Genomic DNA, 15,494 nt, shown 5'->3' on the forward strand with positions numbered 1-15,494 from the left:
TTAAAACAGGAAATAACGTTGCGCCAGTGGCAAAACCGTTGCCGGTTCACAGGTCAGTACCTGACCATCCACTGTCACTTCGTAGGTTTCCGGATTGACAGTTATTTCGGGTGTACTGTCGTTATGCACCATGTCTTTCTTACCAATATTGCGGCAGTTCTTTACAGGCAATATGATCTTCTGTAATCCATATTCCTGCGCGATATTCTTTCCTGCTGCCGCCTGTGAAACAAAAGTCACACAGGTCTTATGCAAAGCCCCGCCGAAGGCGCCAAACATCTCCCGGTACATGACAGGTTGCGGCGTCGGAATAGAAGCATTCGGATCACCCATACGACTGCAGATGATCATGCCTCCCTTGATGATCATTTCCGGCTTGGCGCCGAATAAGGCGGGCTTCCACAATACGATATCCGCCAGTTTACCGGGTTCCAGTGAACCGACGTGAGTGGCAATACCATGCGTAATAGCCGGATTGATAGTATATTTCGCTACGTATCGTTTTGCACGGAAGTTATCGTGCTGTTTTCCCTCATCTTCTTTCAGTGCCCCTCTTTGTTTCTTCATCTTATCTGCCGTCTGCCAGGTACGGATGATCACCTCTCCCACACGTCCCATCGCCTGAGAGTCAGAGCTCATCATACTGAATACCCCCATATCATGCAGAATATCCTCTGCAGCGATCGTCTCCGGACGGATACGGGAATCTGCAAAGGCCACATCTTCCGGTACGCTTTTATCCAGGTGATGACAGACCATCAGCATATCCAGGTGTTCATCGATGGTATTGACGGTATAAGGTCTGGTCGGATTAGTAGAGGAAGGCAGGATATTAGGGTACATGGCCGCCTTGATAATATCAGGGGCATGTCCGCCACCGGCGCCTTCTGTGTGATAAGTATGGATCACTCTGCCGTCAATGGCTTTGATGGTATCTTCCAGGAAACCGGATTCATTCAGGGTGTCTGTATGGATCGCGATCTGTACATCGTATTTATCAGCTGCTTTAAGGGAGGCATTGATCACTGCCGGAGAAGATCCCCAGTCCTCATGTATTTTAAGCCCCAGTGCCCCCGCTTCAATCTGTTCCCACAAGGGGGCATCGGTTGCGCAATTCCCTTTTCCAAGGAATCCCAGGTTCATGGGGAAAGCATCCGCAGACTGCAACATCTTCCGGATGAACCATTTACCGGGTGTGACGGTAGTGGCATTTGTACCATCCGCCGGTCCGGTACCGCCGCCAATCATGGTCGTGATACCGCTGTGAAGGGCATGGGTGATCTGCTGCGGACTGATAAAGTGAATATGTGTATCGATACCGCCGGCAGTAGCGATCAGACCAGCGCCACCGTGTACTTCTGTACTGGCGCCGATGATCATATCAGGGTCTACGCCGTCCATGGTATCAGGATTACCGGCCTTACCGATCTTTACGATACGACCGTCTTTGATACCGATATCTGCTTTTACGATCCCCCAGTGGTCAATGATCATGACACTGGTGATCACCATATCCAGTACCCCCTGTTCACGGGTGGCTGTAGACGACTGGGCCATCCCGTCACGGATGGTCTTTCCGCCGCCAAATTTCGCCTCATCACCGTATACGGTATGATCGTGCTCTATTTCAATGATGATGTCCGTATCGCCCAGGCGTACCTTATCGCCTGTCGTCGGACCATACATGGCCGCATAGCGGTCGCGGTTTATTTTAAGACTCATTCCGGCTGATGTTTAAATTGTTGCTGTGCTACCTGTTGCATGGCTTTTTCGCGGGCTTCATCACCCACGGTAGTCCCATTGACCAGGTTATTCATCCCATATGCATGGCGACGACCGCCGAGGGTGACCAGTTCCACTGTCTTTTCCTCTCCCGGTTCAAAGCGCACGGCCGTACCGGCGGCAATGTTCAGCCGCATACCAAAAGCGGTTTCCCTGTTGAAGGAAAGCATCCTGTTCACTTCGAAGAAATGGCAATGAGAGCCGATCTGCACAGGCCTGTCGCCGGTATTGACTACACGGACGGAGGCCACATTGCGGCCGCTGTTGGCGTCTATAACGCCGGGCGCTATAAAGTATTCACCTGGTATCATACGCAAGCAATAAAGAGTTAGATATTGGTTGATGAGGGCGTTTTATCTGATGGGATGGTGTACTGTTACCAGTTTTGAACCATCCGGAAAAGTAGCTTCTATCTGAATTTCGTCGATCATTTCAGGAATACCTTCCATCACATCTTCTCTGGTCAGTATGGTAGCGCCATACTGCATCAGTTGTGCGACTGTCTGTCCGTCCCGTGCAGCTTCCTGCAGACGGCTGCTGATCAGCGCAATTGCTTCCGGATAATTCAGTTTGAGTCCCCTGGCCTTTCTCTTCTCAGCAAGTTCTCCTGCCAGGTATAACAATAGTTTTTCAGTTTCCCTTGCCGTTAAATGCATAGTGATGTTGGTTTAAATAGTGCCTTAGCTTTCCTGACATGTTGAAGGGAATGGGTTAATAAAATATTCAGTGATCTTCCCTGCGTTAATTTACGCAAAAAATGCAGAATGTAAAACGCTCAATGCAATGCATTGAGCGTTTATGTATGACAAGTGTGTAATAAGCGGATCAGGCAGAATTCCTACCGGCGTTGATGATACCAAAGGAACAACGTACGACCAGTTTTTCGTAGGTTTCTTTCAGTCCATCGCCATTACCGGCTTCATTCAGTTCGCGTATACGTGCCAGTGCAGCCTGCTGTATAGTGAGCAATGGCAATACGATACGCTCACGCATCTGAATAGACAGGGCGTCTATCGGATAAGCGGCCATCAGTTCAGTTTCTCCCACCAGTTTCAGGATCAGGGAACGGGTACGTTTGTACTCGTCATGGATCATGTTCCATACTTCACCAAAGCGTGGGTGTTTACCATATGCAGCGGTGAGCGGGAAATAACTCTTCTTCATCGCCATCTGGCAGTTACCCAGAAGTGTGCGGAAAAACAGGGAGTCTTTGTACAATTGTCTGAGTTCGTCCCATTTGCCTGCTTTTTCCAGTGCTTCCAGTGCAGATCCCACACCATAGAAGCCAGGTACGTTCTGTTTCAGCTGGCTCCACGCGCCCACATAAGGTACTGCCCTGAGATCGTTGAGATTCAGTTTCGCAGCAGCATTCCTTTTGGATGGACGGCTACCGATATTGGTTTCTGCATAGTAACGCAGCGGACTGGCGAAATCCAGGTAATCCAGGAAGTCAGGGTGATGTTTCAGTTTATTAAATGCAACATATCCTTCATCAGCAAGTGACTGTAACAGTGTTTCTCCCTGTCCGGACAATGTCTGTTCGCGGGAAGAGAACAGTTCATTGGCGATACCGGCATGTACCAGTTGTTCGATGTTGAACTGGGCGGAGTCCACTGTTCCGAAGTTGGAACTGATGGTTTGTCCCTGTATGGTGAGCTGAATTTCTTCGTTGGCAATATCACGTCCCATAGAAGCATAGAACTGGTGTGTTTTACCACCACCTCTTGCAGGAGGACCGCCACGGCCATCAAAGAAGACAACGTCGATCTCGTATTCTCTGGAGATACGGGTCAGTTCCTGTTTAGCCTTGTAGATACTCCAGTTGGCCATCAGGTAACCACCGTCTTTTGTACCGTCGGAGAAGCCGAGCATGATCGTCTGCTTGTTATAGCGCTTTTTCAGGTGTTCTTTGTAAGCGGCGTTATCGTACAGTTCACGCATCACATTACCTGCCTGGCGAAGGTCATCGATGGTTTCAAACAGCGGCACGATATCTACGCTCAGGCTGTCTTTCTGCCATCCGGAAGCCAGGAACAGACCATATACTTCCATGACGTTCAGCGCATTCATGCTATGGCTGATGATGTAGCGGTGGCAACCGAATTCACCGTTGTTCTGCTGGATATCTTTCACCGCTGCGATTGTCGCAAGGGTATCCTTATGGAGGGCATCTTCCAGCACTTCCGGATTGGCGGTACCTTTGATATTAAGCAGGTGGGTGATCTTCTCATTATCAGGGAGATCCTTGTAATTCTTCGGCAGCAGGTCAGTTTTCTCTGCAATACATTCCAGTAACGGACCATGTACAGAACTGTCCTGACGGATATCCAGGGTGGCGAAGAACAAACCGAACAGCTCCACGCGGCTTACCAGGTCATCCAGCATCGTGAGGAACAGGCCGTTGTTTTCTTCTATGAGTATAATACGGACCCTTGCGAGGGTATCCAGTATTTCTTTCTGACTGATATTTGTTTTGTGTCCCGGAATGAAAAGGTTGTTGTACAGCTTTTCTTCCAGCATATTCAGCTCCTGCTCAATGCCTTTGAAGGTCAGACGACGTTTCAGACGGCGCACATCGAGATAGTAACATTTGATAATACCACCACGTAAAGCTTCCGCAGTACGTAAGGTGATATCAGCCGTTACGAACGGGTTACCATCACGGTCTCCTCCAGGCCAGAAGCCCATCCTGATAACAGGATTATTACTATTGACAGCAGCGGGGAACTGTGACTTGAGTTTGGAAATAATACGTCCGGCGGCAGGGTAGAACGTATTTTCCAGGAACCAGATCAGGCTGATGGCCTCATCGTAAGGGGTAGGCTTCTCTTTCTTAAAGAAAGGTGTTTTACCCAGCTGCTGGAGGTATGCATTTACCTGGGCGGTATTGTCATTGATCAGCGCCCTTGACAGGTCGTTGATAATGGTCAGTACGCCACCGGGGTAGAACTGTGTGGGGTGTGCGGTAAGTACCAGTCGTACAGAATAATCCTGTAACTTCTTCGCAAGCTGCTCTCCCGCCTGCTCTGAGGTGATCTCGGACAACAGGTGACTGAGGGTACCTGCTCCATGCACATCGTGGATCTGACGGAATGCTGCATCTTCCAGCGCGTCAAACAATACTACCTGACGCTCAGCATACTGCACAAAGCGGAACATGAGGTCCAGCTTCTGCTGTTCATTGCTGCAGGAGGTGTACTGCTGAAAATAAGAATTGAGAATTTCCTGGGGACTTTTTTCTTTCGCGTACCCTTCTTCACAGTGGATAAGAAATAATGACAGAAATACGCCGGTTCTCTCTACCTTATGAAAAGGTAATGCGGTAAAAAGACTATTGTATAACTGGAACTTGGTGCCAACCAGGTTCTTGAACAACTGTAAGGTATTATTAACCGGTGCTTCCATAACTTAATTTCGTAATATTAAAAGAGCCTTTGCCAACCGGGAGCTAAAAATAATATAAAATAGTTACAAAGTAGAATGCAAACTTATTAAAACAAGTAAGCCGCAGCATAGTGCTGCGGCTTGTTGCAAGTCCCCCGTTGATTTGGGGCATGTTGAGAGAATAATAAGGTTAAATGAGTAATAATATCTGCTAAAAAGAAATCAGTTGATTTTACTCTGACAATTTAAATCCAATAGGCAGGTTGAATCTTACGATTACCGGTTCATGGTTTTGTTTGCCAGGTTTCCAGTTTGGCATCATCCTTACCACTCTGACAGCTTCTTCTTCCAGTCCGCCACCTTTTGCTGCACCTACCGCCTGTACATCACTGATCTTTCCATCTGTATTTACAACAAACTGAATGAAGACTTTTCCTTCGATACCATTTTCCTGCGCCATGCGGGGATATCTGAGGTTCTTCTGGAGGAATTTTGCTAATGCCTCTTCACCACCAGGGAAACTAGGCATGATTTCCACGAAAGTGAAAATGGTTTTCTTCTCTTCTACTTTAGGCGCTTCCACAACATTAGTTCCACCAAGGACACCATTTTCAAACGGACTTTCAATACCGTTTACATCATCTCCTACGGTATTAGCAACACCAATAGCCTTGTTGCCGATATCATCCATTTTAGGCACCTCTGTTTCATTCTCTGCGAGGTCCTGATCCGTAATAGTAGGCGTAACAAAAGCAACGGACGAACGGGCCGGCGGAGGTGGTGTAGTAACAGGCGGAGGTGGAGGAGTTACAGTTGCTTCTTCCGGCATCTCCAATGTTTTTAACACTGTTGATGTTGTTTCTATTTCACTTCGTGTATGCATACCCGCAGCCATCAGTTTATTACTGAGCACATAGCCCCCGATAATAACCAATGCAATGGATGCAGTGCCTACAATAGCGTTGCGTACACGCTTTTCTTCACTTCTGCGTAACTCATAGGCGCCGTAATCTTTATTACGACCATCAAAAAGAATGTCGAGAAAATCTGCGTTAATAATTGTTCTTGCATTCATGGGATAAACATTTACAATATAGATGCGACGTAAATGCTTTTCCATACGAATGCACAAAAAAACTTTTAAAATAATTGCAGCTGGGAATAAAATAGTGATGAATATAAAAGAGATAGGATCAATAAAATTTACCATTCCAGATTGAGATCCGGATCGGGATCACCTATTTGCTAAAGGAAGTATTCACTATCTTTTAATGGTAACAATAATGCTGTTACCATACAGGTTGAAAATGTTGTATACTATAATAATATTGGTCGGTAGTTAAATGCAGGTAAGTAGCTTTCTGCGCTCAGAGGATGTTGTAATACTATTATTCTGCTATTATGCCAGGGGGCGCGGGAGGTATATTACATAGAATTTACCACCAATAAATCTGCAACACACCTTCCCCGCTGGCCTGACCGGGCATTTTATTTACAGCTTATAGCAAAAGATATTTCTGTGATCAGCAACAGCCATTGTGAACAGCTGTCTTACAGTATTGAATATGATCATTCATTACCACCCTACCCACTGCATATGTATGTATCAATAATTGGTTATGCAACTGCATATTGAAATCAGTTTTTGATTTTTACGAGCTGATAAAATTGTTCTGCTGGTGAGACAAAACAAGGAGAAGTACTCAGCAATGTTCTCCGGGTGGTGGTAATTCTTATTAGTCTACTGAATCTGTAGACAAATATACAGCATGAAATCATATTTCCAAATGCAAGTGCATAATTTTTTTTCAGGCAGAATAATTGTGTACGCTTTACATAGAGAAAACCACTGATAATCACATGAGAAAATGTTTACTACCCGCAGCCATTGTAATGTTAGCATTTGCTGCCTGTCACAACCAGCCTTCTTCCAGTCAGTCCTCCGCTGACAGTACCGCCAACACAGATACGACCGCTATTGCCGACGCTTTACCTGCTCCATATGCAACAAAGTCCGTCAATAATTACAGCAACGTAATGGGCTGGCATGATGGTAAAACGCCCCTGGCGCCGGGAGGTCTGACCGTATCAGCACTGGCGACAGACCTTAAAAATCCCCGCTGGATATATGTGTTGCCTAATGGCGACATTCTGGTGGCAGAATCCAGCACCAAATCAGATGTAGGTAAGAAGGTAAAAGATGTAGTGAGCGGCAGAGCTGGTTCGGGGAATTTCGGCAACAGTGCAGACCGTATTACGTTATTAAGGGATGCGGACCGCGATGGCAAACCTGAACTACGCACCATCTTCCTGCAGGAACTGAATCAACCTTTCGGTATGCTGCTGCTGGATCAGACATTCTATGTCGCCAATACAGATGGCATCCTGCAATTCCCCTACAAAACCGGTGATACCGTCATTAGCGCAAAAGGCAAAAAGATCCTCGACCTGCCTGCGGGTGGGTATAATAATCACTGGACGCGCAATATCATCTCCAATGCAGCCGGCAATAAGATATACGTGAGCGTTGGCTCCGGCAGTAATAATGCGGAACATGGTATGGAAAACGAACAAAGACGAGCAAACATCCTGGAGATCAATCCGGATGGCACCGGAGAAAAAATATATGCCAGCGGACTACGTAACCCTGTTGGTATGGACTGGGCACCCGGTACCAAAACATTATGGACCGCTGTCAACGAAAGAGATGGTCTGGGTGATGACCTGGTACCTGATTACATGACCAGTGTAAAAGAAGGCGGCTTTTACGGATGGCCCTATGCTTACTGGGGCAGAAATCCGGATCCCAGAATGGAAGAACAGCAACAACCCGAACTGGTTGACAAAACCATTGTACCAGATCTCTCATTAGGCGCTCATACAGCCTCTCTCGGACTTACTTTCTATAAAGGCAAGGCATTGCCCGAAAAATACAGAAACGGGGCTTTTATAGGGCAACACGGCTCATGGAACCGCTCAACACTTTCCGGCTATAAAGTAGTCTTCGTTCCGTTTAAAAACGGCAAACCGGCTGGTAGTCCGGAGGACTTCCTCACCGGATTCATTGCGGATGCGGATAAAAGTGAAGTGTACGGCCGTCCCGTAGGTGTAGCAGTTGCAGCAGATGGGGCGCTGCTTGTCGCGGATGATGCCGGTAATACCATTTGGCAGGTCAAATAGGGAAAATACTATTAGCTTTGAAATAATAGAAGACACTACCCGATGAAAAAACTGCTTCTGGCGCTTGGCATATTCCCGCTGGCCACGTACGCACAATCATATTCTGATACTACACATCGCCTGCGCGAAGTAGTCATTCAGGCATATCCCGGCAAACAGTTTACTCTGCTCCAGGTGCCCACCAGCAGTACCGTACTGACTTCCCGGCAGCTGGCATTACAACAGGGCGTTACCCTGCTGCCTGCCATGAACACCGTACCCGGCGTCCGCATGGAAGAACGTTCTCCCGGCAGTTACCGCCTCTCCCTGAGAGGAAGCCTGTTACGCTCTCCTTTCGGTATCCGCAACGTAAAGATCTACCTGGATGAAATTCCCCTGACAGATGCCGGAGGTAACTCCTACCTGAACCTTTCCGATCCGGGCAGCTTTCAGGGTATTGAAGTATTAAAAGGACCTGACGGCAGCCAGTTTGGCGCTAACTCAGGAGGTGTGATACTCCTGCATCCTGCGGGTACCCTTCCTGACAGCAGCCGTTTACATGCAGATATACAGGGGGGCAGTTATGGCCTGTTCCGCGAACAGGTCGGCTGGCAGCACCAATGGGGCAACTATCAACTGAATGTTTATCAGGCGGTGCACCGCTCCGACGGCTATCGCGATAACAGCGCCATGCAACGTTATTATATACAGACTGCCCAGCAATGGCAATACAACGCACATAATCAACTGAAACTGCTCGCGTTTTATAGCGACCTGGATTATCGTACGCCTGGCGGTCTTACAGCAGCACAAATGGACGCCAATCCAAAGGCGGCCCGCCCTGCGACGCCTGCATTACCTGGCGCCATTACCCAGAAAGCCGGTATCCGTAATAAGACCGCTTTCGGTGGCCTGGTACATACCTCCCAGCTCTCTGAACACTGGCAGCATGTTATTTCCGTGTATGGTAGCAATACGCATTTCGAGAACCCCTTCATCACCAACTATGAAGCAAGGGACGAGAATACGGCCGGCGCACGTACTTATATCGCCTTACAGGACCAGCCCCTGGGCAACAGCGGGATGCGTCTCGACTGGACCACAGGCCTGGAGTGGCAGCAGACCACCTCTGATATCGACAACTATGGCAACCGCGCGGGTGTTAGAGATACCTTGCAGGCAGCCAGTGATATCACCGCCAGACAATACTTCTATTTTACCGGCCTGACCTTGCGTCCAGGTAAACAATGGGTAGCAGAAGCTGCTGTCAGTGTGAACTACTACCGTTATCACTTCAATGACGTAGCAGCAGGTGTGGATGGCAAAAAGAAATTCACGGCAGAACTGATGCCCCGTTTCTCCCTGTCTTACCTGATCACACCAGCACTGGCTGCACGGGCGACCGTAAGCAGGGGCTACTCCCCTCCTTCTATTGCGGAGGTAAGGGCTTCTGATAATATCATCAATACCGGTCTCCAGGCGGAAACTGGCTGGAACTATGAAACTGGTCTTCGTCTGAACTCCCGTAATAACCGTTTCATGGCAGATGCGGCCGTCTTCTACTACAAATTACAGGATGCGATCGTCCGCAAGCTCCATGACAATGGCACAGAGTTCTTCACCAATGCCGGTGGAACCAACCAGACGGGCGTAGAATTCCAGGGAAGCGCATGGTTACAGATGCCTCGTCGCGAGGGTTTCCTTCGTGGTATACAGTTACAGGAAAGTTTCACTTACAGCCATTTCCGTTTCAGCAACTATAACAGCGCCGGCAAAGACTTCTCCGGTAATGCCCTTACAGGCGTACCGAAAACAGTCGTAACAAGCAGTCTGCTGATAGAGCTGCCCGCCCGGGTTTCCCTGTATGGTCAGTATAACTTCGTTGACCGCTTACCACTGGATGATGCGAATACTGCTTTTGCAAATGAATATCACCTTGTACAGGCAAAAGTGAACTGGGGGGTGAATAAATGGCTGGCCGTATATGCCGGTGCTGACAACCTGCTCAACCAGCGTTATAACCTGGGTAATGACCTGAATGCAGTCGGTGCACGTTATTACAATCCAGCTCCTGACAGAAACTATTATGGCGGCGTGAGAGTGACCTTATAATCAGCTATTTAATCAAATAGCGGGGCTAACCAGCTACATATTCCCTCCTGCATATTATCTGTGTATAGCTATAGTCAGACTATACTTATCTTACGCTAATGCTACGAAAAAAAGGCAGCACTAAGGTAAGATGAGTGTAGTCTGACTACATCATAGTCCATCTCTTTTACATGGAAAAGGACTGCTAAAAAGCAGTCCTCGCACACATTATTGGTTCAAAAAAATAAACAGTTTAAGCAGGCACACCGGCTTGTTTTTTATAATGCACTACCGGCTGTTCCCTGAGACGTGCCGCCGCAAATTCCGGCGTAATATCTCGCTGTGGATGTGCCAGCATTTCATATCCTACCATGAATTTCTTCACTGTCGCAGAGCGCAGTAATGGTGGATAGAAGTGCATGTGCCAATGCCATTCCAGATGACTGTCACCATCGTTGAAAGGCATCTGGTGCATACCTGCAGAATATGGGAATGATGTTTCAAACAGATTGTCGTAACGGGTAGTCAGATCTTTCAGGATCGCAGCCAGTCCATCACGTTCAGCAGGCGTGAACTGCAGCAGGCTTTGTACATGACGGCGGCTGATGATCATCGCCTCATATGGCCATACTGCCCAGAAAGGCACCAGCGCAACAAAATGCTCATTTTCTGCGATGATACGGTCTTCCTGTTTCAGCTCTTTTTCCAGGTAAGCGGTCAGCAGACTGCGTCCGTGTTGCTGGAAGTATTTGCGTTGCTGACGGGTTTCTTTTTCAAGCTCCATCGGCACATCTTCGGAAGCCCAGATCTGACCATGTGGGTGCGGATTGCTGCAACCCATGATCTCTCCTTTATTTTCGAAGATCTGTATGTATTTGATAAATGGTACTGCGGCCAGTGATTCCAGCTCTGTATGCCAGAGATCTACTACTTTACGGATATCCGGCAGTTCCATTTCGGGTAAGGTCAGGTCATGACGTGGACTGAAACAGATCACGCGGCAAATGCCTTTCTGTGAACGTGCGATCAGCAATTCGTCTTCATCCACTTCTCCTTTTGGCGTATCGGCCAGCAGGGCAGAGAAGTCATTGGTGAAAGCGATCGGTCCATCGTATTGTGTGTTTTTCGTACCATCTGCGCGGGTATTGCCCGGACACAGATAACAATCTTCCACATAGGCGGGACGCTGCGCCAGTGCAGGAGCTTCTACTTTTCCCTGCCATGGGCGTTTAGAACGGTGTGGCGACACCAATACCCATTCTCCGGTGAGAATATTCAGTCGGGTATGAGGATGTGCCGTCAGATCAAAGGTATTTTCAGACATTCTCTCAGAACATTTAATAGAGGATAGTCCGGGACGTGGTAACGGACTATCCTCTGCTATAGACTTAGTTATTGACAAGATTATTCACAGTGCGGCAGCCGTCTTCGATGCTGGTTACATACGCTTTCAATGGTGTTTTGAAAGCCTGCTCGTAACCGGCAGCTGCTTTTTCCAGTAATGCTGGTACGGCAGATTTCTTCACGATATTGATCGTACAACCACCAAAACCGCCACCCATCATACGGGCGCCGAGTACACCCTGCTGACCGGCAGCAAATTCAGCCAGCCAGTTCAGTTCCGGACAGCTAACGTTATACAGCTTATCCAGTCCTTCGTGTGTAGCAAATACTTTTTTACCAAATGCTTCCAGGTCATTGCGCTGCAGGTCAGCACAGGCATCCTGCAAACGCTGGATCTCTTCCACTACGTAGCGGCAGCGATCGTATACGGTTGCATTGTGTCCTTTTACATAAGCATCCAGCATATCCATGTTCGCATCGCGCAGACTGTTCACATGCGGATGGTGCTTTTTGATCAGCGCCACGCCTGCTTCACATTCTTCACGACGGGTATTGTATTCAGAAGAAGCCAGGGAGTGTTTTACCTGCGTATCCAGTAATACCAGGCTGACGTCATCAAAGTTGAAAGGAATATATTCGTAATCCAGTGAAGCGCAATCCAGCTTGATCAGCTGTTGTTTTTTACCGAACATGCTCGCAAACTGGTCCATGATACCACAACGAACCCCTACAAAGTGGTTCTCTGCAGCCTGTGCCAGCAGGGTCATATCCTTACGGCCGATTCCCAGTCCGAAAAGCTCATTTAATGCATAGATGGTTGCACATTCTACTGCTGCGGAGGATGAAAGGCCGGCGCCCAGGGGAACATTACCGCAAAAAGCACATTCGAAACCACCAAGTATATGACCTGCCTGCTGTAACTGCTGTACAACGCCCAACAGATAATCAGGCCACTGTTTGGGGGAGCGAACCAGATTATCCAGTGTACCTTCATAACGATCGTTTACATCAAGCGCATGCAGTACGATCTTGTTATCATTGCGTTTTACAATAGCCAGGTAAATAGCTTTATCTATAGCAGCGGGCAATACAAACCCGTTATTATAGTCGGTGTGCTCTCCGATCAGGTTAATACGTCCTGCCGCCCTCACCATAATAGGTTCCTGGTCGAAGTGCTGTTGAGAAAAGGCATTTAATTTTGCTTGCTCCACTGTGTTTATTTTTTTGATGATATAACTATAGAGAGATTATTGCGCTCCCGTCAAAGATTTAATTACTGTTACTTCCTCTGTACTGTATGGCTTACCATCCTGACGGAAAATGTCATGAAACCATACTGTCGGTTCACCGCCATCTTTCATCGGCGTATCCCATGCATAGATCGTGTTGGTCTTACCGGATACCAGTCCCCAGTTATACGCAGCTACTTTTTCTTTCTTCAGTAACGGCATGATATTCTGGAAAAGGCTGCCCCTTGTACGGGCCATATATTCTGTACATATCAGCGGACGGCCAAACTTCCGGAGACTGTCAATCGTCTGCTGGTGTTCCTTTTCATCCGCGTAATTATGATAAGTGATTACATCTGAATTATTCAGCTGGAACACGTTCAGGTCAGTCAGGCTTTTATTCCATACGCCTGCTGATACCGGCTGCGTAACGGGAACCTGTCTTGCCCATACAAATACCTGTTTCAGCAGGTCCATGCTTTTATCGCCATAATTAGAGTTACCCGGTTCGTTATAGAGGTCCCACAACAGGATGCGTTTGTCATTCCCGAAGGTGGTGAGCACGTCTTTTACATAGCGTTCCAGGGTATCGGTCAGTGCAGGAGACGTTTCCCGGCGTACACCAGGGTCCTGTAACCAGCCGGAGTTATGTATACCGGTTTTAGGCGCCGGCTGTTTGCCTGTAGCATAAGTATTATTCCAGCAGTCATCAAACAGTACGAAGGTGGTGGAGATGCCGTTTCTGTCTGAAATGTCCAGGTAAGTACCGATACGCTGTTTAAATCCTGCCGGGTCCTGTTCCCAGGCTGCATGGTGGAGGAATACGCGCATGGAGTTCATCCCGATACCAGCCGCATAACCCAGTTCCCTGTTAATTATGGCAGTATCAAAAGTTTCTGCCTGCCACATTTCAAGCTGATTAATGGCATAGCTGGGGATAAAATTGCTTCCCCGCTGCCAGGCATGCTGCTTATACCATTTAGCTGCTTTCTTTTTAGACCAGATCTCTCTGGATTGTTCCTGCGCAAAAGCAACATTGGCCATTGTTGCTACGAGCAGTACAGTCAGAAATACTTTCATTTTCATGTGTTTTTTCAAATTGTGTGGAGCTTGTATGTTAAGTATGAAGAAACGCTGTTGACATCTATATTCTGACTGTGGATATATCCATGGAATTCAGTTTTTGTGGAATAATTCTCAAAGTTAAAGATTTACGTAAACGATTACAATACTTCTCTCAAAATTACGGTGTGGCATTCTCTTGCTATTGGCATCTATTAAAACTAAACTATTGATAAACAACACTGTAAGAAAAAAGAATGTGGAATAGACAATAAATGTAATCGTTTACTTTCAATTTTGCAAATGCCTGTAACAGGTTTAGGGTCGCTTACGCTAAGGCAGTGCCCGGCATCAGCTGGTATGTGATAAAATAAACCACTCCCGGGTAAATAGGAATGCCCTTAAGCGACACGTTATTTCTGTGAAGATTGCCTGAAACGGGGTACCGGCTCCAGTACAATTTTAGTGCGTGCCTGTGTGCTGACTGCCCCGGTTCCCTCGATAAGTTCCATGAGCAGGCGGAATGCTTCTTTTCCCATTTGAACCGTTTGCTGGTCGATGCTGGAAAGACTTGGCGTTATATGCTCATCAAAAGATTCATTGGCAAATCCGATCACCCCAAAATCAGCAGGAATATCTACCTGTCTGTCTTTCAGTTCTTTGACAGCACCGAGGGCGGTAAAATCCTCCACGGCAAATACCGCATCAGGCGGAGCAGGCAAAGCCAGCAGGTGCGTAATGGCCTGACGGCCGGCATTGATGGACACGTCTCCAAAGTAGACCAGGGACTCGTCAAAAGGCACATTGCTGGCGCTTAACGCAGCCTTATACCCTTCCAGACGGTCCTTGAAGATCTTCAGGTGCTGCTGCCCCGCAATATGTGCCACACGGGTATAACCCTGTTTTAACAGATGCTCCGTTGCATAGTAAGCCCCCTTGAAGTCATCCACCACCACAGAAGGAATATTCAGACTGTCATTCGCACGGTCAAAAAAGACCAGCGGCACACCGCGTTCCGTGATCTCCAGGTAATGACTGAACTCCATGGTCTCCTTGGCGATAGACGCCAGGATCCCATCCACACGGGTACTCAGGAAGGTCTCAATTGCCTTCTTTTCGTACTCCGGCTGTTCATTCGACTGGTATATCAGCACATTATAGCCATGCTGGTTGGCCAGACTTTCAATACCGTGGACAACAGATCCGAAGAAGTTGATCTCCGCACTGGGGATAATTACGCCGATAATGTTGGTACGCCCTGAACGGAGCGACCAGGCTATTCTGTCCCGCCTGTAGTTCATTTTCTCCGCAGCGGCCTGTACCAGCTTACGTGTCTCTTCACTTGTACCTTTGCGGTTGTTTAAGGCTCTGGAAACAGTTGCACCTGTTAAATTCAGTTCTCGGGCAATGTCTGCTATGGTGACTTTGTTATTCAACGAAGGG

At 47.7% G+C, this 15,494-nt stretch carries 10 protein-coding genes and 1 pseudogene; 2 read left to right on the plus strand and 9 right to left on the minus strand.

Features of this window, described 5'->3' with window-relative positions:
* The 5 genes and pseudogenes from ureC to BMZ72_RS15205 all read right to left on the minus strand — a co-directional run bounded on the left by ureC (nucleotide 1) and on the right by BMZ72_RS15205 (nucleotide 6,241).
* Nucleotides 1-1,722: an urease subunit alpha gene (gene ureC, locus BMZ72_RS15185; protein ID WP_089809651.1), complete on the minus strand. Its 1,722-nt coding sequence runs from the start codon at nucleotides 1,720-1,722 to the stop codon at nucleotides 1-3.
* Between the two features lie 74 nt (nucleotides 1,723-1,796).
* Nucleotides 1,797-2,093: pseudogene (gene ureB / locus BMZ72_RS36970) on the minus strand (urease subunit beta); the annotation flags it as partial.
* A 42-nt stretch (nucleotides 2,094-2,135) separates the two neighbouring features.
* On the minus strand, nucleotides 2,136-2,438 hold the full coding sequence (ureA, locus tag BMZ72_RS36975) for an urease subunit gamma (RefSeq protein ID WP_089809655.1): 303 nt from the start codon (nucleotides 2,436-2,438) through the stop codon (nucleotides 2,136-2,138).
* A gap of 169 nt (nucleotides 2,439-2,607) precedes the next feature.
* A complete protein-coding gene (locus tag BMZ72_RS15200; RefSeq protein ID WP_089809657.1) occupies nucleotides 2,608-5,187 on the minus strand; it encodes a phosphoenolpyruvate carboxylase in 2,580 nt (859 codons plus the stop codon).
* A 211-nt stretch (nucleotides 5,188-5,398) separates the two neighbouring features.
* Entirely contained in the window at nucleotides 5,399-6,241 is an 843-nt protein-coding gene (locus BMZ72_RS15205; RefSeq protein WP_177222798.1) for an energy transducer TonB, read from the minus strand.
* 785 nt (nucleotides 6,242-7,026) lie between these two features.
* Between BMZ72_RS15205 and BMZ72_RS15210 the strand changes: the two genes are divergently transcribed.
* Together BMZ72_RS15210 and BMZ72_RS15215 are read left to right on the plus strand one after the other, a co-directional pair.
* Nucleotides 7,027-8,346, plus strand: a complete 1,320-nt coding sequence (locus BMZ72_RS15210) for a PQQ-dependent sugar dehydrogenase (protein ID WP_089809660.1) — start codon at nucleotides 7,027-7,029, stop codon at nucleotides 8,344-8,346.
* 42 nt (nucleotides 8,347-8,388) lie between these two features.
* On the plus strand, nucleotides 8,389-10,437 hold the full coding sequence (locus BMZ72_RS15215; protein WP_089809662.1) for a TonB-dependent receptor family protein: 2,049 nt from the start codon (nucleotides 8,389-8,391) through the stop codon (nucleotides 10,435-10,437).
* Between the two features lie 232 nt (nucleotides 10,438-10,669).
* Here the strand turns inward: BMZ72_RS15215 and BMZ72_RS15220 are convergent, their stop codons facing one another.
* The 4 genes from BMZ72_RS15220 to BMZ72_RS15235 form a co-directional block, all read right to left on the minus strand.
* Complete coding sequence (locus BMZ72_RS15220) at nucleotides 10,670-11,740, minus strand: UDP-glucose--hexose-1-phosphate uridylyltransferase (protein WP_089809664.1); 1,071 nt, start codon at nucleotides 11,738-11,740, stop codon at nucleotides 10,670-10,672.
* A gap of 64 nt (nucleotides 11,741-11,804) precedes the next feature.
* Complete coding sequence (gene galK, locus BMZ72_RS15225; protein ID WP_089809667.1) at nucleotides 11,805-12,971, minus strand: galactokinase; 1,167 nt, start codon at nucleotides 12,969-12,971, stop codon at nucleotides 11,805-11,807.
* Between the two features lie 36 nt (nucleotides 12,972-13,007).
* The gene (locus BMZ72_RS15230) at nucleotides 13,008-14,069 is read right to left on the minus strand and encodes a glycoside hydrolase family 2 TIM barrel-domain containing protein (RefSeq protein ID WP_089809669.1); all 1,062 of its coding nucleotides are present in this window, start codon (nucleotides 14,067-14,069) and stop codon (nucleotides 13,008-13,010) included.
* 395 nt (nucleotides 14,070-14,464) lie between these two features.
* Nucleotides 14,465-15,487: a LacI family DNA-binding transcriptional regulator gene (locus BMZ72_RS15235; RefSeq protein WP_089809671.1), complete on the minus strand. Its 1,023-nt coding sequence runs from the start codon at nucleotides 15,485-15,487 to the stop codon at nucleotides 14,465-14,467.
* Between the last annotated feature and the right edge of the window lie 7 nt (nucleotides 15,488-15,494).

This window comes from Chitinophaga sp. YR627 (assembly GCF_900114995.1).
In the GTDB taxonomy this organism is placed as follows: Bacteria; Bacteroidota; Bacteroidia; order Chitinophagales; family Chitinophagaceae; genus Chitinophaga.